This is a genomic window from Micromonospora sp. DT231, assembly GCF_049847025.1.
Taxonomy (GTDB): Bacteria; Actinomycetota; Actinomycetes; order Mycobacteriales; family Micromonosporaceae; genus Micromonospora.
In genome coordinates this window covers 109,556-134,314 of the sequence record NZ_JBNCNO010000004.1, presented here as the reverse complement: position 1 = coordinate 134,314, position 24,759 = coordinate 109,556, and the positions used below count along the sequence as shown (strand labels likewise).

Annotated in this window: 24 protein-coding genes; 20 read left to right on the top strand and 4 right to left on the bottom strand. The window is 71.7% G+C overall.

The window, feature by feature from the left end; all coding sequences use genetic code 11:
* The first annotated feature begins 21 nt into the window (after positions 1-21).
* The 6 genes from ACPXBU_RS12065 to ACPXBU_RS12040 all read left to right on the top strand — a co-directional run bounded on the left by ACPXBU_RS12065 (position 22) and on the right by ACPXBU_RS12040 (position 6,181).
* Positions 22-579, top strand: coding sequence for a winged helix-turn-helix domain-containing protein (locus tag ACPXBU_RS12065; RefSeq protein ID WP_030490876.1), 558 nt, complete (start codon positions 22-24; stop codon positions 577-579).
* Positions 572-1,441 (top strand): SRPBCC family protein, encoded by an 870-nt coding sequence (locus ACPXBU_RS12060; RefSeq protein WP_425758102.1) that lies wholly within the window; start codon positions 572-574, stop codon positions 1,439-1,441. Before ACPXBU_RS12065 ends, ACPXBU_RS12060 begins: the two co-directional genes overlap by 8 nt.
* A 107-nt stretch (positions 1,442-1,548) precedes the next feature.
* Positions 1,549-1,782, top strand: a complete 234-nt coding sequence (locus tag ACPXBU_RS12055) for a zinc-ribbon domain-containing protein (RefSeq protein WP_393366778.1) — start codon at positions 1,549-1,551, stop codon at positions 1,780-1,782.
* Positions 1,783-2,259: 477 nt separating this feature from the next.
* Positions 2,260-4,512, top strand: a complete 2,253-nt coding sequence (locus ACPXBU_RS12050) for a putative bifunctional diguanylate cyclase/phosphodiesterase (protein WP_393366780.1) — start codon at positions 2,260-2,262, stop codon at positions 4,510-4,512.
* 39 nt (positions 4,513-4,551) lie between these two features.
* Positions 4,552-5,310, top strand: coding sequence for a MerR family transcriptional regulator (locus ACPXBU_RS12045; RefSeq protein WP_425758101.1), 759 nt, complete (start codon positions 4,552-4,554; stop codon positions 5,308-5,310).
* 97 nt (positions 5,311-5,407) lie between these two features.
* Positions 5,408-6,181, top strand: coding sequence for a hypothetical protein (locus tag ACPXBU_RS12040; protein WP_425758100.1), 774 nt, complete (start codon positions 5,408-5,410; stop codon positions 6,179-6,181).
* A 7-nt stretch (positions 6,182-6,188) separates the two neighbouring features.
* Here the strand turns inward: ACPXBU_RS12040 and ACPXBU_RS12035 are convergent, their stop codons facing one another.
* Positions 6,189-7,541, bottom strand: a complete 1,353-nt coding sequence (locus ACPXBU_RS12035) for a serine hydrolase (RefSeq protein WP_425758099.1) — start codon at positions 7,539-7,541, stop codon at positions 6,189-6,191.
* A gap of 157 nt (positions 7,542-7,698) precedes the next feature.
* Here ACPXBU_RS12035 and ACPXBU_RS12030 point away from each other — a divergent pair, with 157 nt between their 5' ends.
* A complete protein-coding gene (locus ACPXBU_RS12030) occupies positions 7,699-7,983 on the top strand; it encodes a putative quinol monooxygenase (RefSeq protein WP_393366787.1) in 285 nt (94 codons plus the stop codon).
* A gap of 13 nt (positions 7,984-7,996) precedes the next feature.
* On the opposite strand, the gene ACPXBU_RS12025 is transcribed toward ACPXBU_RS12030, so the two are convergent.
* Positions 7,997-9,559, bottom strand: coding sequence for a gluconokinase (locus tag ACPXBU_RS12025; protein ID WP_425758098.1), 1,563 nt, complete (start codon positions 9,557-9,559; stop codon positions 7,997-7,999).
* 239 nt (positions 9,560-9,798) lie between these two features.
* On the opposite strand from ACPXBU_RS12025, the gene ACPXBU_RS12020 reads away from it, so the two are divergent.
* The 8 genes from ACPXBU_RS12020 to ACPXBU_RS11985 all read left to right on the top strand — a co-directional run bounded on the left by ACPXBU_RS12020 (position 9,799) and on the right by ACPXBU_RS11985 (position 16,673).
* A complete protein-coding gene (locus ACPXBU_RS12020; protein ID WP_393366791.1) occupies positions 9,799-10,941 on the top strand; it encodes a hypothetical protein in 1,143 nt (380 codons plus the stop codon).
* 45 nt (positions 10,942-10,986) lie between these two features.
* The gene (locus ACPXBU_RS12015) at positions 10,987-11,526 is read left to right on the top strand and encodes a WapI family immunity protein (protein WP_425758097.1); all 540 of its coding nucleotides are present in this window, start codon (positions 10,987-10,989) and stop codon (positions 11,524-11,526) included.
* Between the two features lie 59 nt (positions 11,527-11,585).
* Complete coding sequence (locus tag ACPXBU_RS12010) at positions 11,586-12,860, top strand: RNA polymerase sigma factor (protein WP_425758096.1); 1,275 nt, start codon at positions 11,586-11,588, stop codon at positions 12,858-12,860.
* A 115-nt stretch (positions 12,861-12,975) separates the two neighbouring features.
* Positions 12,976-13,650, top strand: coding sequence for a DUF998 domain-containing protein (locus ACPXBU_RS12005; protein ID WP_425758095.1), 675 nt, complete (start codon positions 12,976-12,978; stop codon positions 13,648-13,650).
* A 34-nt stretch (positions 13,651-13,684) separates the two neighbouring features.
* Positions 13,685-14,065, top strand: a complete 381-nt coding sequence (locus tag ACPXBU_RS12000; protein WP_425758094.1) for a YciI family protein — start codon at positions 13,685-13,687, stop codon at positions 14,063-14,065.
* Between the two features lie 105 nt (positions 14,066-14,170).
* Entirely contained in the window at positions 14,171-14,941 is a 771-nt protein-coding gene (locus ACPXBU_RS11995) for an ArsR family transcriptional regulator (RefSeq protein WP_425758093.1), read from the top strand.
* Positions 14,922-15,317 carry a VOC family protein gene (locus ACPXBU_RS11990; protein ID WP_393366803.1) on the top strand — a complete coding sequence of 132 codons (396 nt, stop codon included), beginning with the start codon at positions 14,922-14,924 and terminating at the stop codon, positions 15,315-15,317. Before ACPXBU_RS11995 ends, ACPXBU_RS11990 begins: the two co-directional genes overlap by 20 nt.
* Positions 15,318-15,413: 96 nt before the next feature.
* Positions 15,414-16,673, top strand: coding sequence for a hypothetical protein (locus tag ACPXBU_RS11985; protein WP_425758092.1), 1,260 nt, complete (start codon positions 15,414-15,416; stop codon positions 16,671-16,673).
* Between the two features lie 103 nt (positions 16,674-16,776).
* On the opposite strand, the gene ACPXBU_RS11980 is transcribed toward ACPXBU_RS11985, so the two are convergent.
* A complete protein-coding gene (locus tag ACPXBU_RS11980) occupies positions 16,777-17,214 on the bottom strand; it encodes a VOC family protein (RefSeq protein WP_425758091.1) in 438 nt (145 codons plus the stop codon).
* A gap of 285 nt (positions 17,215-17,499) precedes the next feature.
* On the opposite strand from ACPXBU_RS11980, the gene ACPXBU_RS11975 reads away from it, so the two are divergent.
* The 3 genes from ACPXBU_RS11975 to ACPXBU_RS11965 all read left to right on the top strand — a co-directional run bounded on the left by ACPXBU_RS11975 (position 17,500) and on the right by ACPXBU_RS11965 (position 20,591).
* Positions 17,500-18,612, top strand: a complete 1,113-nt coding sequence (locus tag ACPXBU_RS11975) for an RICIN domain-containing protein (RefSeq protein WP_425758090.1) — start codon at positions 17,500-17,502, stop codon at positions 18,610-18,612.
* Positions 18,609-19,922: a cellulose binding domain-containing protein gene (locus tag ACPXBU_RS11970; protein WP_425758089.1), complete on the top strand. Its 1,314-nt coding sequence runs from the start codon at positions 18,609-18,611 to the stop codon at positions 19,920-19,922. The genes ACPXBU_RS11975 and ACPXBU_RS11970 overlap by 4 nt, the downstream gene beginning before the upstream one ends.
* A gap of 369 nt (positions 19,923-20,291) precedes the next feature.
* On the top strand, positions 20,292-20,591 hold the full coding sequence (locus ACPXBU_RS11965; protein WP_357071943.1) for a helix-turn-helix domain-containing protein: 300 nt from the start codon (positions 20,292-20,294) through the stop codon (positions 20,589-20,591).
* 10 nt (positions 20,592-20,601) lie between these two features.
* On the opposite strand, the gene ACPXBU_RS11960 is transcribed toward ACPXBU_RS11965, so the two are convergent.
* Positions 20,602-20,727, bottom strand: coding sequence for a hypothetical protein (locus tag ACPXBU_RS11960; RefSeq protein ID WP_425758088.1), 126 nt, complete (start codon positions 20,725-20,727; stop codon positions 20,602-20,604).
* A gap of 127 nt (positions 20,728-20,854) precedes the next feature.
* Between ACPXBU_RS11960 and ACPXBU_RS11955 the strand changes: the two genes are divergently transcribed.
* Both ACPXBU_RS11955 and ACPXBU_RS11950 read left to right on the top strand, forming a co-directional pair.
* Positions 20,855-22,210: a hypothetical protein gene (locus ACPXBU_RS11955; RefSeq protein ID WP_425758087.1), complete on the top strand. Its 1,356-nt coding sequence runs from the start codon at positions 20,855-20,857 to the stop codon at positions 22,208-22,210.
* Between the two features lie 389 nt (positions 22,211-22,599).
* Positions 22,600-24,699, top strand: coding sequence for an MMPL family transporter (locus ACPXBU_RS11950; RefSeq protein ID WP_425758086.1), 2,100 nt, complete (start codon positions 22,600-22,602; stop codon positions 24,697-24,699).
* Positions 24,700-24,759: the final 60 nt, after the last annotated feature.

Genomic DNA, 24,759 nt, shown 5'->3' with positions numbered 1-24,759 from the left:
TACGTACAAACTGATTTTGCCATGAGAGACGTCCTGTACCTGGAGCAGATCGAGCAGGCCGAAGTCCTGCTCAAGCCGCAGCGCGTCGAGGTGCTGCGGCAACTCGCCGAACCGCGTACCTGCACCGAGGTCGCGGCCCGACTCGACCAGACGCCACAGCGCGTCTACTACCACGTCAAGCAGCTCGTCGCGGCCGGCCTCGTCGAGCTGGTGAACGAACGCAAGGTCCGCGGCATCACCGAGGGCATCTACCAGGCGGCCGCCCGGTCGTACTGGCTGTCCCCGCGCCTCGTCGGCCGGATCGGCCTGCGCCGGGCCCGCGACGAGCTGAGCCTGGGCTACCTGCTCGACCTGATGGAGGAGGTCCAGGCCGACATCGCCGGCCTGGACCGGGCGGCGCCCGAGCTGCCCTCGATCGGGGTCTCCGGCGAGATCCGGGTCCCCGCCGAGCAGCGCCAGCAGTTCCTGCACGACCTGCAAACCGCACTTCAGGATCTGTTCACCCGCTACGGCGGCAGCGAAGGCGACGCCTTCAAGCTGGCCGTCGCCTGCTATCCGAAAGGGAACGACAATGAGTGAGCCGTTGAAGGTCCAGGCCCGCCTCTCCGCGCCCGTCGGGCGTGTCCGCGCGGCCCTGACCGACCCGGCCGAGCTGCGTCTCTGGCTGGCCGAGCACGCCGAGGTCGAGCTGCCCCAGCGGTACGAGTTCTGGGGCCGCTACACGCCCGAGGGTGACGCCCCGCACCAGAAGCTGCTGCACGCCGACGACGACACGCTGCGCTTCGGCTGGCTGCTCGACGGGGTGGAGACCACCACCGAGCTCCAACTCACCGCCGAGAGCCCGGACAGCACGGTGCTCACGTTGACGCAGAGCCACTTCGACTTCGCCGAGGCGATGAGCGGCTCCAGCATCCGGGGCGTGCTCCAGACGTACTGGGCGCTGTCCATCGCCAACCTGGCCGCCCACCTGGAGGGCAAGCCACTGCTGCCCCGCACCGACTTCACCTCCGCCGACCTGCGCGGCGAGCTGGTCATCGCCGCCCCCGCCGACAAGGTGTGGGAGTCGCTCACCGACTCCGACCAGGCCAGCGCCTGGTTCGGCTACCCGATCGGCATCGAGCCCTGGGTCGGCGGCCGGTACGCCATGGGCGGCTTCGAGACCGGTTACGCCGCCAAGGTCGTCGACCTGGAGCCCGGTCGCCGGATGTCCGTCGACTGGGGTCCGGTCGGCGTCACGAGCTGGGAGCTGGCCGAGTCCGGTGGCCGGACCACGCTGACGTTCGTGCAGAGCGGCTTCGACGAGGCCAAGCCGCCGTACGCGGCCTGGAGCGGGTCGGTTGCCGGGCTGTTCGAGCTGCGCCGCTTCCACGAGGTGCCGAACTGGCAGCCGATCTGGATCGCCGAGGAGGTCCCCGGCCTGGAGCCCGCACCGGCCAACTGACCCACCGACACCCGCCGCGAGCGCCGACCCAGCAGAGGTCGACGCTCGCGGCGCGTTCGTCAGCGCTGCGGGGTGACTTTTCGCGTTGGGGTGGGTACTGCCGGGCGATGTTCTTCATCTTTGGTCTGCGTACCAAGGTCGACCGCTCCGGGGTGGTGCAACAGGTCTGCCGCCACTGCGGCAACCACGCCGCGCAGGTGATCACCCGCCGTTCGACGAAATTTACCCTCTTCTTCATCCCGCTCATTCCGATCCGGACCCGCTACGCGCAGCAGTGCACATTCTGCGGGGCGCAGTACGAGATCTCCCGGTCCGACGCCGAGCGCCTCCCGGTCGGCTGAGCCCGCCATGGATCGCTTCCTGTGCTGGTTGATCGGCCGACCGACGTCACCGGCCGACGTGGCCGTACACACCGCCGCCCGTCCGCCCTGCACCCCCGGCCGGCGCAGACGCCGTCGCGCACGCCGCCCCGTGGCCGGCACCGCGCTGCCCCGCTCACCCTGGAACCGCTCCGGCGGTCGCGGGTGATCGTCGAGGCGGCCGTCGGTGGGGTGGTGCCACCACTCTCGGTCCCTGTAGAGCTGCCCCACCTGCGGGGCAGGTCTACAGGGGGCAGACAAGGGAGGCCCGGGCCTCAGACCCGGCCCAGTTGCGGCGTCGAGCCCGGGGTTTGCCGGGCCCGGCATGGCTCGACCGGCGCGGGCGGCCGGCTCTGGCGGCGTACCTGGGCGCTGGTTAGGCTTTCGGGGTTTGCCGTGGACCGGTCCTCCTGAGGGTGCACGCACGACGAAGCCGGAGCGACCGTGTCCCGTCAGGACGTGAAGCAGGCTGTGGGGAAGCTCAACCCCGCCGGTGTGATCTTCGCGGCTGGGGTCATCCTCGTGGAGGCGTGCTGGCTGTTCGCCGCCCTGCCCGGGGCCGCGCTGGTCAGTGACGTCGGCGCGCTGCTGGTGGCCGGTTGGGCGACGGTCGCGTGCGTCGGCGTGGCCCGTCGACATCCCGCGCCGCTGCGCAGGTTCTGGATGCTGCTCGCCGTCACCATGGCGCTCGCCGCGCTGGGCCGGGCCATCTGGACGGTGCAGCGTCTCGCCGGCGGCGACCTGCCGCACACACCTGTGGTCGGGGTGGTCTTCACCGTCGGCATCCTCACCGGCACGGCCGCGCTGCTCAGTTCGCCGTCCGCGCCACGGAGCGCGGTGGGGCGGGCCCGCACGTTGCTGGACGGGGTGATCGTCGCCCTGGCCCTGGTGCCGATCGCCTGGGTGCTGGTGTTTCGGGGGGTCGCCGCCTCCGAGTTGGCCGACCCGGCGAAAACGCTGGGGCTGCTCTACCCGATGTTCGACCTGATGCAGCTCACCATCCTGGTCGCGGTGGCGGGGCCGGTCCGGCCGATGTGGCGGCCGATGAGTCTGCTCGCGGCGAGCCTCACCCTGCGGGTCGTCGCCGACGTCGTCTACGTCTCGCTCGTCGTGCGCGCCGACTACGCCGCCGGTCACCCGATCGACCTGTGCTGGCCGGTGAGTTACCTGCTGATCGGCCTGGCCAGCCACAAGCCGCCGCCGCCGGACTGCGACGGCACCGACGACGCCGCCGAGTCGCCGCTGCCGCCCTGGTGGCGGGTGGCGTTGCCGTACCTGCCGGTGGGTGGAGCGATCGTCGCGGTGGTGCTGGCCCGCCGACCCACCGGCCAGACCCCGCAACTGATCTTCGTGACCATGATGGTTCTGCTCGGGGCCCTCGCCGTGCGGCAGGGGTTGGCCGCCAACGAGAACCTGCGGCTCGTGGTCCGGCTGCGCCGCCTCGCGTACGGGGACCAGCTCACCGGGCTGCCCAACCGGTTGCTGTTCAACAGGCGACTGCGGCTGGCCCTGCGAGACGGCCGGCCGGCGGCCGTGCTGCTGCTCGACCTGGACGGGTTCAAGCAGGTGAACGACCGTTTCGGGCATGCCACCGGCGACACCCTGTTGACCGGACTGGCGGCCCGGATGCGGGCTGTCGTGGCCGACGACGGCATCATCGCCCGGCTCGGCGGGGACGAGTTCGCGGTGCTTGTGGCCGGCGACCGGCAGGTCTCCCCCGAGCGGCTCGCCGAGCGGCTGCTGGACGCGCTGCGACCCTCCGACGGTGACGACGACGTCGGGGTGCACCCGTCGGCGAGCATCGGCATCGCCGAGTTCGGCCCGCAGCACGCCTCGCACACCGATCTGCTGCGCGACGCCGACATCGCCATGTACGCGGCCAAGGCGGCGGGGAAGTCCGCGTACCGGACGTGCACCTCGGCGCTGCGCGAGTCGGCCGTGTCGCGTGCCGAGCTGATCGCCGACCTGCGCCGCGCCGTCGACGAGGATCAACTGTGTCTCGAGTTCCAACCCATCGTCGACCTGGCCACCGGCGCGGTGCGCAGTGCCGAGGCGCTGGTGCGGTGGCGGCACCCCCGGCTGGGGATGCTGCCGCCGGCGCGGTTCCTGCCGCTGGCCGAGGAGACCGGGCTGATCCTGCCGATCGACAGGTGGGTGATCCACGAGGCGTGCCGGGCCGCGGCGACCTGGCGGGACCGGGCGCCGGACGCGACGGTGGCGGTGAACATCGCCGCGGCGCACCTGCGCCGTCCAGACCTGATCGCCACGGTCACCGCTGCCACGAGTGCCGCCGGGCTGGCGCCTCGGGCGTTGACCCTGGAGTTGACCGAGTCGGCGCTCATCGAGGGCACCGAGGCGGTGTTGGAGCGGCTGCACCAGTTGCGCGAGTTGGGCATCAAGATCGCTATCGACGACTTCGGTACGGGCTACTCGTCGCTGAGCTATCTGCACCGCATCCCGGCGACCGAGTTGAAGATCGACAGGTCGTTCGTCGCCCGGCTCGGGTCGGACGAACGCGCGTACGCCACGGTGGAGATGGTCACCCGGCTGGCCGGCGCGTTCGACCTGACAGTCGTCGCCGAGGGGGTGGAGACCGAGCGTCAGCACGAGGCGGTCGCCGCGATCGGCTGCCCACGCGGTCAGGGCTATCTGTACGGGCGGCCGGACGCACCCGCGATGGTGGGCCAGAATCAGGGCTTGACCCTGACGTAACGGCAGGCGGGAGCCTGGTTTCCGGAAGGGAGGGAAACCATGGCGTACACGGTGGGTCAGGTGGCGAAGCTCGCCGGCGTGACGGTGCGGACGTTGCACCACTACGACGAGATCGGCTTGCTCTCGCCCAGCGGGCGGACCCTCGCGGGTTACCGCCGCTACGACGACGCGGACCTGCAACGGCTGCAACTCGTCCTGTACTACCGGGAGTTGGGTTTCCCGCTTGAGGAGATCACCGCGATCATCGACGACCCGGCGGCCGACCCGGCCGCGCACCTGCGCCGCCAGCACGAACTGCTGACCGGACGGGTGAAGCGGTTGCAGGAGATGGTCACGGCGATCGAGTTTGCGATGGAGGCGAGCAAGTTGAACATCCAACTCACCCCGGAGGAGCGGTTCGAGGTCTTCGGTGACGTCGACCCGGAGGAGCACCAGGCCGAGGCGGAGCAGCGGTGGGGTGACACCGAGGCGTACCGGGAGTCGAACCGGCGGGTCTCCCGCTACACGAAGGCCGACTGGCTGCGGTACAAGGCGGAGAACGAGGACTGGGGTCGGCGGATCGTCGCGGTGCTGGCCTCGGGCGTGCCGGCGGACAGTCCGGAGGCGATGGACCTGGCCGAGGAGCACCGGCAGCTCATCGGCAGCTGGTTCTACGAGTGCACGTACGAGGGGCACACCGGGTTGGCCGACATGTACCTGGCCGACGAGCGGTTCACCGCGTACTACGAGAACATCGCCCCGGGGTTGGCCGTGTACCTGAACGAGGCCATCCACGCCAACGCGATCAGCCGCGCCTGATCGGCCGGAGGCCGGCGGTCGGCGTCGCACCCGGGGCAGCGGTGCGGTCCGGTCCGGCTAGTCTGGCCGGACCGCCACCGCCCCGGGGGAGAAGACCGTGCAGAAGCCGAAGCTGATCGTCGCCGGTGCCGTCCTCGCGGTGGCGGTCGCCGCCGGGGTGTGGGCGCTGGTGGCCATCGGCGACGAGCCCGACGCGGGTCGCCCGGCGGCGTCGGCGGGCCCGACCGATCCGGCCGGTGTGCTGACGGCCGCCGCTGCGAAGGTCGACCAGCGGACCTACAAGCTGACGTTGAGCACCGGCGGGACAGCCGGCGGCGACGGCACTGTGGTGCTCTGGGACCCGACGACGAAGCGGGGCCTGGAGACCACCTCGCTCAAGGTGCCCAGCGGCGAGGTGAAGATCGAACGGCTCACCACCGGGCCGGACGTCTACGTGCGGGTCAGCGCCCCGGACCGCCGCGTCCCGGTGTGGGACAGCAAGACCTGGTGGCACGTCGGGGCGCCGGGTTCGCCGCCCGCCCAACAGGGCTTGGACAACACCAAGCTGGCCGGCACGCTCAGCACGGCGGCGGCCGTGCGGCAGACCGGGGAACGGGAGTACGCCGGCACGCTGGACCTGCGGGAGAGCAGCGCGGTGCTCGGCACCGGGGTCGGCGGAAGGCTCGGCGACCGGGCCGGTGCGGTGCCGTTCACGGCGGCCGTCGACGAGCAGGGCCGGTTGGTCCGCTACCGCATCGAGCTGGCCCGGGAGCAGTCGGAGACCGCCCAGCTCGAACTGACGTACTCGGACTTCGGGTTGGCGGTGTCGGCGGATCCGCCGGCGGCCAACCTGGTCGGCGAGGATCCGCCGGCGAACATCCCCGGCGCCTGATCGCCGGTCACTCCTCGACCGCGCCGGCGGTGGGGGTGACCAGGAAGTCGTAGACGGTGCGGGCCATCCGGCGGACCGTCTCGTCGCCGCTGGCCATCGGCCCGGCGGTGAGGAACGCGACGGCGGTCTCGGTGCCGGGGATCAGGTAGTAGCCGACGTCGTGGGAGGCGTCCGGCAGGTCACCGGTCTTGTGGGCCACCGGCACACCGGGTGGCAGCGCCGCCGGGATCTTGGTGTTGAGGGTCTGCTCCCGCATGAACCCGATCATCAGGTCGCGGGACGCGGCAGTGAGGATCTCGCCGTCCCAGACCGCGCCGAGCAGGGACACCACGTCGTCCGGGCTCGTGTAATTCTCCTCGCCACGTTGCGCCGCCGCGCTGTCGAGCATCCGGCGGGCCAGGATTGTCGATCGCTGGTTCATCGAGTCGATGAGCGCGTTGACCGGGGCGAACCCGCCGAGGTAGGTGATCAGCACGTTCGCGGCGACGTTGTCGCTGTACGTGATCAGGTATTGGGCGAGCCGACGCAGGGTGACCACCTGGGGGAACGTCTCGAACTGGAGCTGACCGGTGCCGCCGACGACGTCCTGCGGGGTGACCAGCACGCCGTCGTCCAGGGCCACCTGTCCACAGTCGACGCGGCGGAGCAGCTCGACGAGGATCCACAGTTTGATCACGCTGGCGGCCTTGGGGCGCAGCGCGCCGTTGACGGCGATCTGCTGGTCGCCGTACCGGCCGGACAGGTCGCGCACGGTGACACCGGCCGGGTTGAGGCTCGCGTCGGCGACCACCCGGGCGAGCTGCCCGCTGAGCGGGAACAGCCGGGCGCCCGCGACCGGGTCGGTGGGCGGCTGCGGGCTGGTGACCACCACTCCGGTCAGCTCGACCGGCGGCCGGTGTCGTTGGATCACCTCGAGCGTGCCCTCGCCGCGCCCGGTCAACGGCACCCGGTAGCGGTAGGCCGTGCCGCCGACGACGACCGTGCCGCTGGCCACTCCGGCGGCGACACGCATGCCCGGGTCGGCGACCCGACCGGTGTCACCGTCGCAGGCCCGGTAGCGCACGGTGTGCCCGAGCGAGTCCACCGCGAACACCCCGCCGGGAAACGACAACCAGGAGACCTCGCTCGTCGGCGCCCGCTCCGGCGTCGGCGCGATACCTGGCTCGTGGCCCTGCCCGCCGCCCTGCTCGCCCGCGTACCCCGGTCGCGCCGGGTCCGCGCCGGGCCCGGGGCCGTCCGCGGTGGCCGGCCCGGTCGTGGCCAGCACGGCGAGCGCGACCGCCGCCGCCAGCCCTTTCCGAGGTACGCGGGCAGCGGCACCGAGCAGGGAAGATGAACGCCTCTTGTCGCTTTTTCTCACGTTTGTACGATATGAAGCGTCGGGGGCGGGTGGGGTCGGCGGGACTGGTGTCACCCATCCGGGCGGCGACGTCCCGGCGAGCGGCAGGACACACGGGTATAGAAATGACTCAGCGGTATCGAACCCCGCAGCCCCACCGACCCCTGGAGGTCCCCCCTTGTTGATCATCGCAGGCAGTTTGCAGGTCGAACCGGCCACCCGCGAGGCGTACCTGTCCGACGCCGAGCAGGTCATCGCGCAGGCACGCGCCGCAGCTGGCTGCCTCGACTTCCTGCTCGCGGCCGACCCGCTGGAGCCCGGCCGGATCCACGTCTACGAACGCTGGGAGTCCGCGGAGCAGTTGGCGGCCTTCCGCGGCTCCGGGCCGAGTGACGCGCAGGAGGCGGCCATCCTCGACGCCGACGTGCGGCGCTACCTGATCGCCGGCGTCGAGGCACCCTGACCCGGCCGGCCTGTCACATCGGCGCTCCCGTCGCGGGCTCGGGTTCCGCGGGCAGGCCGGGCGCCAGCCGGCGGATCGAGGCGAACGTGGGCGTCAGCGCGTCGAACAGCTCGGCGAAGAGCGGCAGCAGTGCCGCGTACGTGGCGGCAGCGGCCGCGTCGGGGCGGATCGTCTCCTCGATCCGGACGAGGTCGGCGGCGACGTCGATGCTGGGGATCAGCCCGAGCGCCTGCATGCCGAGCAGCGCCGCACCGAAGCTGGACCCCTCGTGTGCGGCCGGGAAACTCACCGGCAGGCCGAGCACGTCGGCGAGCATCTGCCGCCACAGGCCGCTGCGGGCGAAGCCGCCACCGGCACGGATCTCGCGGACCTCGTTGCCGGCCGCCCGCACCGAGCTGAGCACAAGCGCGAGCTGCTGGCAGACCCCCTCCAACGCGGCGCGGACCAGGTGCTCGCGGCGGTGGCTGTGGGTCAACCCCACGTACGCGCCGCGCGGCAGCGCGCTCCAGTGTGGTGCCCGCTCGCTGTGCAGGTACGGCAGCATGATGAGCCCGCCCGAGCCGACCGGCGCGCGGGCCGCCAGGGCGACCAGGTCCTCTTCGGAGTGCTCACCCAGATCCGGGGCGAGCGCCTCGCCGGCCCACTTGAGGACGATGCCGCCGTTGTTTATCGCACCGCCGACCGCCCAGCGGTGCTCGGTCAGCGCGTAGCAGAACACACCGCCCAGCGGGTCCACCCCGGGCCGCTCCACCATCACGCGCATCGCGCCGCTGGTGCCGATCGAGCAGGCCACCATCCCGGGGTGCACCGCCCCCAGGCCCAGGTTGGCGAGTGGCCCGTCGCCGGCGCCGACCACCACCGGGGTGCGCTCCGGCAGGCCGGTGGTGGCCGCGGCCTGCGGGGTGAGGCCGGGCAGCACGGCGGTGGTGGCGACCAGTTGGGGAAGCTGCTCCTCGGTGATGCCGGCGATGGTCAGCGCCTCGCCGTCCCACTCGAGTCGGTGGATGTCCAGCAGGCCGCTGGCCGAGGCGATCGAGTGGTCGGTGACCAGCGCGTCGCAGAGCCGCAGCAGCACCCAGTCCTTGATGCCCACCCAGTGCGCGACGCGCTCGAACAGTTTCGGCTCCTGCTCGGCGAACCAGAGCAGCTTGGGCAGCGGCGACATCGGGTGCATCGGCGTGCCGGTGCGCCGGTGCAGGGCCAGCCCGGACGGGACCGCCCGTAACCGTTCGGCCTGCAGGGTGGCGCGGGAGTCGGCCCAGGTCACCGACGGGGTGAGCGGGTTGCCGTCCGGGTCGAGCGCGATCAGGCTGTGCATGGCCGAGCTGAACGACAGGCCGGCCACCGGCTGGACCAACTCGGCCACCACCACGCTCACCGACTTGAGCACCGCGTCGAGGATGAGGTGCGGATCCTGCTCGGCGTAGCCGGGCTGCGGGTCGTTCAGCGGATAGCCGACCGAGTGGCTGCCGAGCTGCCGCCCGTCGGTGTCGTACGCGACGGCCTTGGTGCTCGTGGTGCCGATGTCGACGCCGATGACCACTCCGGGTCGGGTGTCCTGCGGCAAGACGCTCACCCCCTTCGCGCGGCGGTGCGGCGGCGACGCCACCCGGCTGCGGCTGACGTTACCGAGACGGCGACCGCCCTCGCGCGACACTCGCGCAGGTCAACCGCCGACGCGGCAGTATCGGCCTATCGTCTAGTTTCCTCCACCGATCGGGTATTTTGGCCCGTTCTGGCGTGTCCGGGTGCCACGCCGCGCCTGTTGAACGAGGAGACACCCAGATTGGTGGCCTACGCGGCGAAGGAGTCGGCGTGGCAAAGACTGATTCAACGGGTTCTACCTGGCGGTACCGGTGGGCGCACCGGCAGAACGTGCGGCGGGTCAGCACGTACCGGGGCGCCGAGACGGCCTGGCGGCGTCGTGACGACGAGTTGCGGCGACTGCGCGCTCTCGCCGTCGACTTCCAGGGCTCCGCCGCCGCCGGCGACGGCCTGCCCCTGGAGTTGGCCGCCGACGAGGTGGTGCTCTGGGTGCTGCCCGCCGCGCAACTTGTCGAGGTGCGGCACACCCCGGTGCTGCCCGCCCCGGATCTCACCGTCGCCGTGCCGGCCGGGCCGCTGCGCCCCCGCCGCCCGGACGGCGTACGCGTCACCGACGCCGGCATGGCCGTGATCACCAGCCGCCGCCTGGTGCTGCTCGGCGGACGCGGCCGGCGCGACTGGGCGTACGGCCGGATGACCGGCCTGGCCCACGACCCCGCGTCGCCGGTCACGCTGATCCAGGTGCTGGACCGGCGGTCGACCGCCGGGCTGCTGCTGCCCACCGACGCGGCGCCGGACTTCCGGTTCAAGCTGACCCTGGCCTTCGCCGACGCGATCGAACAGCGGGCCGCGGTGCTCGCCCAGCTCGACGAGCTGATCGCCGAGCACGCCCAGCTCAAGCCGTTCCGGCCGGCCGCGGCGACCCCGGCGCAGGCCCGGCTCACGTCGTTCGTCCCCGGTGGACGCCGGACCATCGCGGTCGCTGCCGCCCTGGCGCTGCTGGTGCCGGCGGCGCTCATCGAGTCGGATCCGTCCGACCCGACCGGCGGCCCGGAGGTCGCCGCCGCCGCCACTCCGAGCGGGGAGCCCGCGCTGATCCGCCCGGCTGCCCCGCCGCCCGCCCGCGCCACGCCACCCCCGCCGCCGCCGACGAAGTCGCCACGCCCGGCACCCCGCACGACCGGCGACCCGCTCTGCGGAGCGCCGGAAAACCCGCTGGGGTACGGCTTCTGCGGCGGCACCCGGATCCGTCGGCCCGCCGCCGAGGTGTGCGACTGGTTCGACTGCGTGCCGCAGTTCTGGGCCGGACGCGGTTACCTCGTGCAGTGCCACGACGGTTCGGTAAGCCTGGCCGGCGGCAGCGGCAAGGCCTGCGCCGCGCACGGCAGCGTGCGGCGAACCATCACCAAGTGACCGGTTTGGGGTTTGAAGTCCGCTTCGTTCCGCCACAATTGGCACGTGGAGATCAGGTCTGACGATGGCGCGCGGGTGCGGATACGCCCCGTCGGCTACCAGCCTGGCATCGACCCGCCCGACGACCCCGACCGGGTCGCGCCCGGCTGGCACGACTGGCTGCTCGTCGAGGTGGACGCCCGCACCGCCGACGGCCAGACCTGGTCGCACCACTACCCGAGCCTGATGGTCGAGGAAGCCCGAGCGCTCGGCGGCTGGCTGCGCGGGCAGGCCACCTCGGCGCTCGAATCGAACGCGCCGCCGGCGATGGTCAGCTTCACCGAACCCAACCTGGCCCTCCGCGCCCGGGTGCTCCGCCGCCGCCGGCTGGAGCTGATCGTGGAGTTCTCCGCCGAGTCGCTGCCGCCGTGGATGCGCCGCCCGTCCGGCGCGATCTACCCGCTGATCCTCACCGTCTCGGCGGACGCCCTCGCCGCCGCCGCCGAACAGTGGGCCGAGCACTGCGTGGCGTACCCGCCGCGGACCCGGTCGAGGTTCCCCGCCGAGGATCCCCGGTCGGTGCACCACCCGCGCCGCGCCGGCTGAGCCGCCCACCACGCCCGGTCCTTGTGGAGCCGGTGCCGCCCCTGCTCTGATGTGCGGTCATGGGGGTTGAGCAGGTCCACCGCACGGTGGAGGCGGTATGGCGCATCGAATCCGGGCGGGTCGTCGCCGCCCTGGCCGGGCTGGTCCGCGACGTCGGCTGGGCCGAGGAGTTGGCCCAGGACGCCCTGGTCGCCGCGCTGGAGCAGTGGCCCCGGGACGGCGTACCGGCCAACCCGGGCGCGTGGCTGACCACCGTCGGCAAACGGCGGGCGATCGACGCGCTGCGCCGGCGGAGCCTGCTGCAACGCCGGGTGGCCGACCTCGGGCGCGACCTCGACGACGACCAGTTCACCCCCGACTTCGACGCCGCGTTCGAGGACCGCATCGACGACGACCTGCTGCGGCTGGTGTTCACCGCCTGCCACCCGCTGCTGGCGCCGCAGGCGCGCGCGGCACTGACCCTGCGGGTGCTGGGCGGGTTGAGGACCGACGAGATCGCCCGCGCGTTCCTGGTCGCGGAGACCACCGTCGCGCAGCGCATCACCCGGGCCAAGAAGACGCTCGCCGAGGCGAAGGTGCCGTTCGAGGTGCCCGGTGTGGCCGAGCGTGGCGAACGGCTCGCCTCCGTGCTGGAGGTCATCTACCTGATCTTCAACGAGGGTTACTCCGCGACGGCCGGCGACGACTGGATGCGCCCGGCCCTCTGCGCGGAGGCGCTGCGGCTGGCCCGCCTCGTCCAGGAGTTGATGCCCGAGGAGCCGGAGGTGCACGGGCTGGCCGCGCTGCTGGAGATCCAGGCGTCGCGTACCGCCGCCCGGGTCGACGCCGACGGCGAGCCGATCCTGCTGTTGGAGCAGGACCGGGGGCGCTGGGACCGGCTGCTGATCCGCCGGGGCCTCACCGCCCTGGACCGGGCACGGGCGGCGAACGGTACGCCCGGCCCGTACACCCTCCAGGCGGAGATCGCGGCCTGCCACGCCCGCGCGGCCACCCCGCGGGAGACCGACTGGGCGCGCATCGCCGCCGGCTACGCCGAGCTGGCCCGGGTCGTACCGTCGCCGGTCGTGGAGCTGAACCGGGCCGTCGCGGTCTCCTTCGCCGACGGCCCGGCCGCCGGTCTGGAACTCGCCCGGGCGTTGGCCGACGAGCCGGCGCTGGCCGGCTACCACCTGCTGCCCAGCGTGCTCGGTGACCTGCTGGCCAAGCTGGGCCGCCACGACGAGGCGCGCGCCGAGTTCGAACGGGCCGCCGACCTGACCGGCAACGAACGCGAACGCGCGCTGCTCCGCGCCCGCGCGGCCGACTGCGCCCGCGGGATCACGCCAACCCGTTGAAGAATTCTTCGACTGTCCTGTCGTATCCCGCCCCGGCCGCTCGACGCGTCAGCGAAAGCCGGCTCGCACCGGCAAGCGGGACCGGCGATCGGCCGGCACAGACAAGGAGAGCGACATGACGACGACGGCGAAGGTGACAAGCGCGGGGTCCGCGGTGGCGGACGTCGACTCCCGGCGTACGACGACCAGGGCGCTGTTGGCCGGCGGAGCCGCCGCCGGCCCGCTGTTCGTGGTGGTGGCAGCCGCCCAGGTGCTCACCCGCGACGGGTTCGACCTGAGCCGGCAGCCGCTCAGCCTGCTGGCCCTGGGCGACCTGGGCTGGATCCAGACCGCCAACTTCGTGCTGACCGGGCTGCTGGCCCTGGCCGGCGCGGTCGGGCTGCGCCGGACGCTGCGAGGTGAGCCGGGCGGGACGTGGGGGCCGGCGTTGATCGCCGTGCACGGCCTCGGCCTGGTCATCGCCGGGGTGCTGGTCTCCGACCCCAGCATGGGCTGGCCGGCCGGTGCGCCGGAGGGCGCACCCGACACGATGAGCTGGCACGCCGCCGGTCACGGGGTTGGCGCGGGGCTGGCCTTCGGCTCGCTGCCCATCGCCTGCCTGGTCTTCGCCCGCACCTGGTGGCGGGCCGGGCAGCGCGGCCGGGCCGCCTACTCGCTGGGCAGCGCGGTGGCCGTCGTCGCGATCCTGGCCTGGCCCGACCAGGGCACCCTCAGCATCCGGATGGCGCTCGCCTGCCTCGTCACCTTCGGCTGGCTCACCGCGCTCTGCGCCCGACCGAGCACCCGCTGACCCGTCATTCACCGATCACGAGAGGACCACACCGATGCGCTACATGATGATGCACAAGCTCGACGAGAACCTGCCCGGAGCGTTCAACCCGAGCCCGGAGTTCATGGCCCGGATGGAAGGTTTCATGAAGGAGGTCGCGCAGGCCGGGATCCTGGTCGCCGCCGAGGGGCTCTGCCCGACCGTCACCGACGCCACCCGGATCACGGTGAGCGGCGGCACGACCACCGTCACCGACGGGCCGTTCACCGAGACCAAGGAACTGATCGCCGGGTTCGCGCTCGTGGACGTGCGGTCCCACGAGGAGGCCGTGCACTGGGGGCGACGGTTCACCGACGTCTTCGCCGAGACGATCGGCGAGGTGGAGGTGGACGTCCGCCGGGTCTACGAGGCTCCGGAGGCCGGCCAGCACGGCTGACCCCTCGTCGCGCCGCCGCCCGGGTCACCCGGGCGGCGGCTTGGGATCTCATCGGGACACATCCGATCCCTATTACATCAAATCAGTTTGATGTAATCTGCGGTGGTGACGTACGAGGCGGCCGGCAGCATCGCAGCGCCCGGGTTCGTGACCGCCGTCGGGCACCCGGTGCGGTGGCGGCTGATCAGCGAGTTGGCCCACAGTGACCTCGCCGTGCACGAGCTGACGGCGCTGCTCGGCCAACCTCAGAACCTCGTCTCCTACCACCTCGGCAAACTGCGCAAGGCCGAGGTGGTGACCGCGCGGCGCAGCAGCGCCGACGGCCGCGACACCTACTATTCGCTCGCCCTGGCCCGCTGCGGCGACCTGCTGTCCGGCATCGGCGCCGCCCTGCACCCCGGGCTGCGGCTCACTCCGCCCACGCCGGCCACCGCGGTGACCGGACGAGTGCTGTTCCTCTGCACCGGCAACAGTTCACGTTCGCAGATGGCCGAAGCGCTGCTGCGAGAACGCACCGCCGGTGCCGTGGCGGCCTACAGCGCCGGAAGTCGACCCAAGCCGGTCCATCCGCACGCCACAACCGCCATGGCGGCGCGCGGCATCGACCTGACCGGGGCGCTGCCCCAACACGTGGACGCGTTCACCGGTCAGCGGTTCGACGTCGTGATCACCCTGTGTGACCGGGTCAAGGAAGTCTGCCCCGAGTTTTTCGACAATCCACGGCTCGTGCACTGGAGCATCCCGGACCCGGCCGCCGATCCCGACGGGCTGCCCGCCTTCGAGCGGGTCGCCGACGACCTCGCCGAACGCATCGGTTTCCTGCTGCACGCGTTCTCCGCCGACGAGAGAAGGCATCATGACCAGCCCCGTCGATGACAACACCGTGAGCGTGCGCTACCTCGTCGATGACGTCGCCGCCGCCATCGACTTCTACACCACCCACCTCGGCTTCACGTCGACCAGCACGTTCCTGCCCGCGTTCGCCGACGTCCGACGCGGCAACCTGCGGCTACTGCTGTCCGGCCCGGCCAGCTCCGCGGGCCGGTCCATGCCGGACGGACGCCGTCCCCACCCCGGCGGCTGGAACCGCATCCACCTGATCGTCGCCGACATCCACGCGGAGGTTGCCCGGCTGCACGCCGCCGGGGTCGACTTCCGCAGCGACGTCATCGCGGGTCCGGGTGGCCAGCAGATCGTCCTGGACGACCCGGCCGGCAACCCCGTCGAACTGTTCGAGCCCGCCCCTGCCTGACCTGTCCGTCAATTCTCTCCTTTCGGGCGCAACGGGATGCATCGATCGTGGTCGCGTTCCCTGTCACGTACGTGAGCGGTTGTACCGCGTGTGACCGTGACCTCTGTGGCCTGCGCCCCCTGGCGGTTGGCCTGGGCCGAGCGCGAGAACGAGCGCCGGCAGCGCGCGTACCGCGCCGCCACCGACGCCTGGCTGCGCCGCGACGACCACCTGGCCCGGCTCCGCATCGAGGCTGCCGGCTTCCTCGGGTGTACGCAGCCCCGCACCGGCCTGCCGGTCGACCTCGACCACGACGAACTCGTCTTCCGCGTCGTTCCCGTCGCCACGCTCGTCGAGGCCGAGGCGCGGCACGTCCCCGGCCTACCCAACCCGGGTGCCTGCGACTTCGACTACACCGTTCACGCGGCGCTGCCAGCGGGCCTGCGGGTGCTCGACACCGGGATGGCCGTCGTGACCAGCCACCGCGTGGCCTTCGCCGGCCGCGAGCACCGACGCGAGTGGCGGTACGCGGACCTGGTCGGCCCCGCCCATCACCCCGACGTGCCGCTCACCCTGCTGCCCGACCACGGTCGCGGATCCGCCGAGTCTGCGCGGCCCAGACTCTCCGGGCTGCTGGTCCCGGCCACCGCCGTGGTGAACTTCCGCTTCTATCTCACCCTCGCGGCCACCGCGGATCGCGCCGCCGTCACCGCGCGGATCGACGCCCTGCTGGCCGCCCACCGGCACGCCCGGCCCGCGCCTCCGGTGGTGGCGGCGCCCGACGACGCGCCCCGGACGGCGGTACGCCTCGACCGGCGGGCGCTGGGGGCTGCCGCCGTCGCAGCCGTGGTGTTCGCGACGCTGGGCCCCGGCGCCGTGGGGCCACAGCAGGCCGGCCCTCTGCGACGGGCGGAAGCGGCGACCATCGCGACGGTCGAGCCGACCGTGCGGAACGCCGCGGTGACCGCCTCGCTGCGAGCGCCTTCCGTCCTGGTGGCACCGCCGAACCCGCGCACGGCCGCCGGTCCGGCCGAGCCGGCACGGCCTCCGGCGGCCGGTCCGCCGCGGCCCGCCGCGCCGGTCCCGTCGGCCGCTGTGGCGGCTGCTCCGATCCCCACCACCGCTGCGGTGCCGTTCACCGAGCCGGTGCCAACCACCGCTCCGATCCCGTTCACCGAGCCGGCGGCGTCCGGCGCTCCCGCCCCGTCGGCAAGCGCGACGCCGACGCCCACTCCGACGCCGACCGACCCGCCCACGGCCGCCCGGCCGGGCTTACCGTCACCGACCACGACGCCCGACCCCGCGCTGGTGACGGCGTGCCTGGACCCGCTGCTGCCGCTTGTGGACCGGCTGCTGTGCTCGCCGACCGGCCCGTGATTCCGGGCCGTTGCCGTCTCGTGCCCGCGGCTCGGCCGTCGTCGTCGCCGACGCTGCTGCGGTCGGCTCGGCCGTCGTCGTCGCCGACGCTGCTGCGGTCGGGTCAGGTCGTGGTGCCGAAGTCGGGGAGGGTGAGGGAGCCGTCCGGGCCGAGGGTGAAGCCGGGGTTCCAGGCGATCTCCCAGACGTGACCGTCCGGGTCGGCGAAGTAGCCGGCGTAGCCGCCGTAGAACGTCTCCCGCGCCGGCTGGGTCAGCTCGGCGCCGGCCTTGCCCGCGGTGGCCAGCACCTCGTCGACCTCCGCCCGGGAGCGGACGTTCTGGGCCAGGGTCATGCCGCCGAAGCCGCCGGTGTCCGGGTTGGGCACGCCCGCGTCGGCGGCCAGCTTGTCCCGGCTCCACAGCACCAGGGCCAGGCCGCCGGCCTGGAAGAAGACCGTCTCCTCGACCTCCTGGCCCCGCCAGCCGAGGTGCTCGTAGAAGGCTTTGGCGCGCGCCAGGTCGGAGACGCCGAGGGTGATCAGACTGATCCGCTGCTCCATCCTCGTAACCTAACGCGCGATCACCCGGCCGGCGCGGTACGGGCAGAGGTAGACCAGATCAATCCGAGGAATCTACACTCTTCTCTGTTAGCGCTCACACTCGTCCCAGTGCTGAGGCAGTAACGCCATGCCGATGTGACGATCGGCGACCGCCGGGTAAGGACCCGGCAGCCGGCGGCTGCTCGGTCCGGCCGGCCCCGTTCCCAGACGGTTGCCGGCCGCCCGTGGCGGCCCCACCGGCCGGCCCATGCCCTCGGCCAGCTCGACCAACCCAGGGAGACAGCTATGCGAACGAGGGCACGATGGCTCGCAACGCTCGCCGCGCTCGGTGTCGTCATCGCCGGAGTGGTGACACCCACCGGGCCGGCCAACGCGGAATCCGACGGCGGGGTACGGGTGATGCCGCTCGGCGACTCCATCACCGAGGGCACCCAGGTGCCGGGCGGTTACCGCATCGGGCTCTGGCAGCGCCTCGCCAGCGGCCGGTACACGGTGGACTTCGTCGGATCGCAGTTCAACGGGCCGGCCAGCCTGGGTGACCACGACCACCAGGGGCATCCCGGCTGGCGCATCGACCAGATCGACGCCAACATCGTCGGCTGGCTGAACACCCAACGACCGCAGACCGTCCTGCTGCATATCGGCACCAACGACATCCTGCAGAACTACAACGTGAGCACCGCGCCGAACCGGCTCTCCACCCTGATCGACAAGATCACCGCCACCGCGCCCACCGCCGAGGTGTTCGTGGCGCAGCTCATCCCGCTCTCCAACAGCGGCCAGGAGGCGGCCAACCGCACCTTCAACGCGGCGATCCCCGGCATCGTCCAGAGCAAGGTCAGCGCCGGCAAGCGGGTGCACCTGGTCGACATGCACAGCGCCCTCACCACCGCCGACCTGATCGACGGCGTCCACCCCACCGCCGGTGGCTACGACAAGATGGCCGCCCGCTGGTACAGCGCGCTGCAGTCGGTGCCCGGAAGCATCGGCAACCCGGGCAGCGGCGGCGGACAGACCACAGCGATCGTGGGCACCCGGTCCGGCAGGTGCGTCGACGTCCCCGGCTACTCCACCACGAACAGCACCCAGCTGAACCTGTGGGACTGCCACGGCGGCACGAACCAGCAGTGGACGTACACGTCCAGCAAGACGCTCACCGTCTACGGCAACAAGTGCCTCGACGCCGCCGGCAACAGCACCGCGCCGGGCACCCAGGTCACCATCTACGACTGCCACGGCGGGACGAACCAGCAGTGGAACGTCAACGCGAACGGCACCATCACCGGCGTGCAGTCCGGCCTCTGCCTGGACCCGTACAACCAGGGCACCGCCAACGGCACGAAGCTCGTCCTCTGGACCTGTACCGGCCAGGCCAACCAGCAGTGGAGCCGGCGATGAAGCAGCCAACACGATGGCTGACGGCCGCGCTCGCGGTGGTCCTCGGCCTGGCGATGGCGACAACGACGCGGGCCGCGGCCGCCGCCGACAGCCCGTACCAACGGGGTCCGGATCCGACCCCGGCCAGCGTCGCCGCCACCCGCGGCCCGTTCGCCACCACGCAGGCGACGGTGCCCGCTGGCAACGGCTTCAACGGCGGGTACGTCTACTACCCGACCGACACCAGCCAGGGCACCTGGGGCGCGGTCGCGATCGTGCCCGGCTATTCCGCACTCTTTGCCGACGAGGAAGCCTGGATGGGCCCCTGGCTGGCGTCCTTCGGGTTCGTGGTGATCGGCATCGAAACCAACAGCCGCACCGACGGCGCCGACGCCCGCGCCACCCAACTGCTCGCCGCACTGGACTACCTCACCCGCACCAGCCCGATCCGCAACCGGGTCGACGCCAACCGGCTGGGCGTCATGGGCCACTCCGCGGGCGGAGCCGGCACCCTCCTTGCCGCCCTCCGGAGGCCGACCCTGAAGGCGGCGGTCGGCCTCGCACCCGGTACGCCCGGCAACAACCTGAACATGTCCACCACCCAGGTCCCCACCATGCTCCTGTCGGGACAGAACGACGGCACTGTCACGCCCTCGTACGTGCAGGGCATCTACAACACGCTGCCCGCCGGCGTGGAACACGCCTGGGCGGAACTGGCCGGCAACGACCACCTCTCGTTCACCAGGCCGAACGCCACCGAGATGCGACTCCTGATCCCGTGGCTCAAGACGTTCCTGGACAACGACACCCGCTACACCCAGTTCCTCTGCCCCCTGGCGAACAGCACGGGTGTCTCGCGGTACAACGCCACCTGCCCCCTGGTGCCGCCGGACGGCCCGCCGGCACCGCCCACGTCCGCACCGCCCACGTCCGCCCCGCCCACGTCCGCGCCGCCCACGTCCGCGCCGCCCACGTCCGCGCCGCCCACGTCCGCACCGCCCACCACGGGTACGCCGACCACGCCGCCACCCTCCGGGGCCGCCTGCACCGCGACCTACCGCACCGTCAACACGTGGTCCGGCGGCTTCCAGGGTGAGGTGACAGTGACCGCCGGCACCGCCGCCATCAACGGCTGGACCGTCAGGTGGGAACTGAACAACGGCCAGCGCATCGACCAGGTCTGGAACGGCACCCTGAGCAGCAGCGGCGCCACCGCGACGGTCCGCAACGTCTCCTACAACGGCTCGCTCGCCTCCGGTGCCACGACGAGCTTCGGCTTCCTCGCCTCGGGCACGCCAGCCACCACCTCACCGACCTGCACCAGCCCGTGACCAGCTCTCGGCCGTGAACCTGCGGCCTGGAACGGGAGCTACCAGTTGATCGCCGCGCACCTCGACCCCAGCGTCGAGGTGCGCGGCGCGACGACGTATTCCTCCAGGCACCGTCGCCAAGAGGGGCCCTGGCGTCTCGGCGAGAGGTCGACGCCAAGCCGACTGGCGACACGCGTCCAGAGGAAGCTCTCGGACAAACGCGCAACCCATAGCATCGATGCTATGGGTTGGGCTAGCCGGCGCTGGAACCAGAGGTTCGAGACTGGCTGGAGGAATTGCCAACGGCCGACTTCGCCAGAGCGGCGTTCTACGACGCGCGTTCGAGCGGTGCGTGGCAGAGCGGCACATCGTGAACGAGGGGGCAGAGCGATGAATGATCGCCTGGATTGGAATGACCTGCGTGAGCGCCGCATGGCGGAGCCGGGGGCGGCCGAAACCTACGAGGCCACCCGGATCGCCTTCGAGCTTGGTGAAGAGGTGCGCCACCTGCGGGAGGGGCATGGTTGGAGCCAAAGCCAGTTGGCGCGAGCCGCCGGCATGACCCAGTCCGCGGTGGCCCGCTTCGAGGCAGGTGGCACCGTGCCGACTCTGCCGGTCCTGGAACGCCTCGCGCGCGCCCTGGACAGGAGGCTCGACGTCAGGTTCACGCCGAACGCGGACGCCGCCTGATCGGGCAGGGTTAAGCGGCGATCGTCCGCGCGGTGGCGTACACGTCGGCGGGCAGGGCATGGTCGAGCTGCCAGAGGATGCGCATGGGCCGGTCGCCGGTGTGACCCCCCTCGCGCAGCGAGCCCGGGTTGGTCATCCCGTCTGCCCACCGTGGACGCCTGCGGTAGGGCGGGCCGAGCGGTGCGGGACAGCGCCAGCAGGGAGCCCGGTACTAAAGTCTCGCCTTGCCGTCAGCATGCGGCTGGCCGACACGGGGAGGTGTCATGCGGCGTCGCCAACTGCTGGCGTCCGGGGTGTTCGCGGCGATCGGGCTCAGTGCTGAGGGGCTGTTGAGAGCTGCCCCGGCCGCCGCCGAGCCAGCCTTGCTGAAGAGCGTCGGCGTCCAGCTGCCGGTGGACGACCTGCGCGCGATCGAGCTCGACGAAGCGCGCGGCCGCCTGTACATCGCACAGGGGGTTGGTGCCGCACTGCCGCTGGTGGTGACCGATCTCGACGGCCGCCTGCTGTCCCGGGTCACCGCGGTCGCTGACATTTCCGACCTCGTCCTCAGTGCCGACGGACGCTTCCTGTACGCGGCCCAGGGCTTCAACCGGATCATCGCGTTGGATGCCGCCACGCTCACCATCGTCGCCAGCTATCCCGCACCCGTCGGCGCCCACCTGTACACGGTCGAACCGACTGGCGAGAAGGTCGTCGGCGGGTTCATCGACGCCGGTATCGGCTCCGGCGGTCTGCTGGTCTGGTCCGCGCCCGGAACCTCGCCGGTGGTCTACACCGCGGGTCCCAACTACCATCCGATCATCGACGCCAGCCCCGGCGCGCCCGGTCTCCTCGTCGCCGGCGACACCGGATACTCGCCCGTCACCACGTATGTCATCGATGTCTCCGGTGACAGCCCGACGATCGTCGCACAGCGGGACTACACCGGCAGCAACCTCATCGACTACGCCGTGAGCCCGGACGGCACCGAAGTGGTGGAGACGGTGGGCAGCCCGTACGAGCACCACTCGTACCGGCTGCCGGATCTCGCCGACGCCAACGTCTATCCGAGCGGCGTCTATCCGAAGGACGCCGCCTGGTCCGGGGACGGCTCGACCGTCGCCATCGGCCGCGCCTTGACCGCCTCCGGTGACGCCGATGTCTACCTCTACGCCAAGGGCAGCACGGTCCCGACGTACGCCGTCGACTTCCGCAGCGACGACAACCTCTGGGCGGGCACGCTGCTGGTGAACCGGGACGGCACCCGGGCCTGGGCGGTCACCTCGACCGATCCCTACCAGGAAACTCAGCTGCTGCACTCCTTCGGGCCGGCGCACCCGCCGACGCCGCCGGTCACCGACCTGGCCGTCACCGCCCAGCTCGGGGGCGGCAAGGACAAGCAGACCGCGCAGCTCACCGTGACGTGGAGTTCGCCCATCGGTGACGACAACTACTGGTGGATCACCGCGTCGACCAACGGCGGGGGCGAGCGGGAGTTCTGGCGCGACAAGCTGGACGCCACCGGCAGATACACCCTCACCTACTCGCTGCCGCGCGGCACCACCACCTTCACGGTCCGGTACCGCGACTACTACCAGTTCTACCCGGACGGCTACGCCACCGCGACGCTGCAACGATGAGCGCGCCAGCGACAGCGCGGGCCAGTTCGGCCGCCGGCCCTGGCCGGTAGGGCAACTCCGGCCCCGGAATTCCCTCGCGGCTACGCCGTGCTGTCGCAGACCGGCACTCTTCAGGCCGGCAAGCCGCACTCGCGGCCCGGACGTAGCTGCCTGGGCTGCCGATCCTCGTGGTGTCCCGACATTTGAAACTCGCGCCACCATCGACGGCCAAGCATCCGAAAAGGATTGGCGGGCGACTGTAGTCTGCACAGCGGGTAGCGAAGACCGCCCGGAAGAGTGATGGGGTGCGCGCCCTGGGCGCTCCAGGCCCAGACGACTGTGGTGTCGAACGCACGGGGGGAACCATGTTCGAGCGGCTGGGCAGATTCGTTGTGGGCAGAGCGTGGTGGGTGATTGCCGGGTGGGTGGTGGTGGCGGCAGCCATCATCCTCACCACACCATCGCTCAGCGACATCACCTCAGCGGATCAGGAAAGCTTCCTGCCCCGCTCGTACGAGTCCGTGCAGGCCACCGAACTCGGGCAGAAGGCGTTTCCACAGCAGGCCACCGCGACCGCGGTCATCGTGGTCAAGCGCGCCGACGGGCAGAAGCTGACGCCGGCGGACGAGTCGACGGTGGGCAAGCTCGCCCAGGCGCTCAAGGCCAAGAACATCCCGCACACGTCCGGCTACCAGACCGGTCCGCCAGCAGTGGCACCGGACAGGTCGGTGCAGATCGTCAACGTCGGGCTCGACGCCCCCACCCCCGACGACCCGACGCTGCTCGACGCCGTCCGCGATCTGCGAGCGGACATCGGCCCGGAGTTGGCGAACAGTGGACTGACCGCGGGCGTGGCCGGCGACGTGGCGAGCTTCGTCGACAACGAGGACACCTTCAACAACGCCTTCGCCGTGGTCGGCATCGCGACGATCATCCTGATCATCGGACTGATCCTGGTCATCTTCCGCAGCCCCATCGCCGCGCTGCTGCCCGTGGTGGTCGTCGGCGTCGTCCTGAGCATCACGACGGGTCTCGTCGCCGCCGCCGGCAAGGCATTCGACCTCAGTGTCAGTCAGGACCTCCAGACGATCCTGCTGATCGTGCTGTTCGGCATCGGCACCGACTACATCCTGTTCCTGCTCTTCCGCTACCGGGAACGGCTGCGCGCAGGCGACGACAAGCGCACCGCGATGATCGTCACCGTCCAGCGGGTCGGCGAGGTCATCACCTCGGCCGCCGGAGCGGTAATCGTCGCGTTCCTCGTGCTGCTCCTCGCCTCCCTGGGCTTCTTCGGCTCGCTCGGCCCGGCGCTCGCGATCGCGGTCGGCGTCATGCTCGTCACCTCGCTCACCCTCGTCCCGGCGGTCGTCTCGCTGCTCGGCCGGTACGTCTTCTGGCCGTCGAAGGCCTGGCAGCGTACGCCCAAGGCCACCATCTCGCACCGGCTCGGCAGCACCGTCGGGCGCCGGCCGGCACTCGTCGCGGCGATCTCCGGCATCATCCTGGTAGCGCTCGCCGCAGGCGTGCTGAGCTACAAGGCCGACTACGACTTCAGCGCCGGCTTCCCGCAGGACACCGAGTCGGCGAAGGCCGCGCAGGACCTCCAGCGCGGGTTCGCCGCCGGTGCGCTCGCCCCCACCGAGGTCTACCTGACCACCAGTAACGGGTCGCAGCTGACCGAGCAGCAGGTCAACGACTTCGCGGCGGCCGTAGCGAAAGCCCCGGGTGTGGGCCAGGCACAGCCGCCGGAGCGCAGCACCGACCCGAGTGTGGCCCGGGTCAACCTGCTGCTCAACGAGAACCCGGTCTCCAACGAGGCGATCACCCTCGTCCGCGAGGACCTGCGCGATGCCGTGCACGCGTCGGCGCCGCCCGGCACCCGGGCGCTGGTGGGCGGGACCACCGCGATCTTCGCGGACATCAACTCGGCGAACAACCGCGACCTGTCGGTGATCCTGCCGGTCGCAGCCGGCCTGATCGCGCTCATCCTCGCGCTGCTCCTGCGCAGCCTGGTCGCGCCGATCTATCTGGTGATCGCGGTGCTGCTCAACTTCGCCGCCACACTGGGCGCGACCGTCTACCTCTTCCAAGGGCTTCAGGGCGAGCCCGGTGTCACCTTCCAGTTGCCGATCATCCTCTACCTCTTCGTGGTGGCGATCGGGACCGACTACAACATCCTGATGATCGCCCGACTACGCGAGGAAGCGCGGGAGGGCAACGCACCACACGAGGCCGCCGCCATCGGTGTGCAACACGCCGGCCCAACCGTCGCGGCAGCCGGACTGATCCTGGCCGGCACGTTCGCGGTGCTGCTGCTCGCGCCGATCTCCTTCCTTCAGCAGATGGGCTTCGCGGTGGCGATCGGCATCGTGCTGTCGGCGTTCGTCATGTCGATGTTCTTCGTCCCGGCGCTGACCGCGCTGATCGGGCACAAGGCGTGGTGGCCGGGCCACGGGGACGAGCGGCCGGCCGGCGGGCGACACGCCCGCGCCGTCGACCAACCGAGTTAGTCACGCTGCGCCAGCAGGAGGCGAGTCAATTCGACACCGCTGTCCCTGACCCACTCCAGG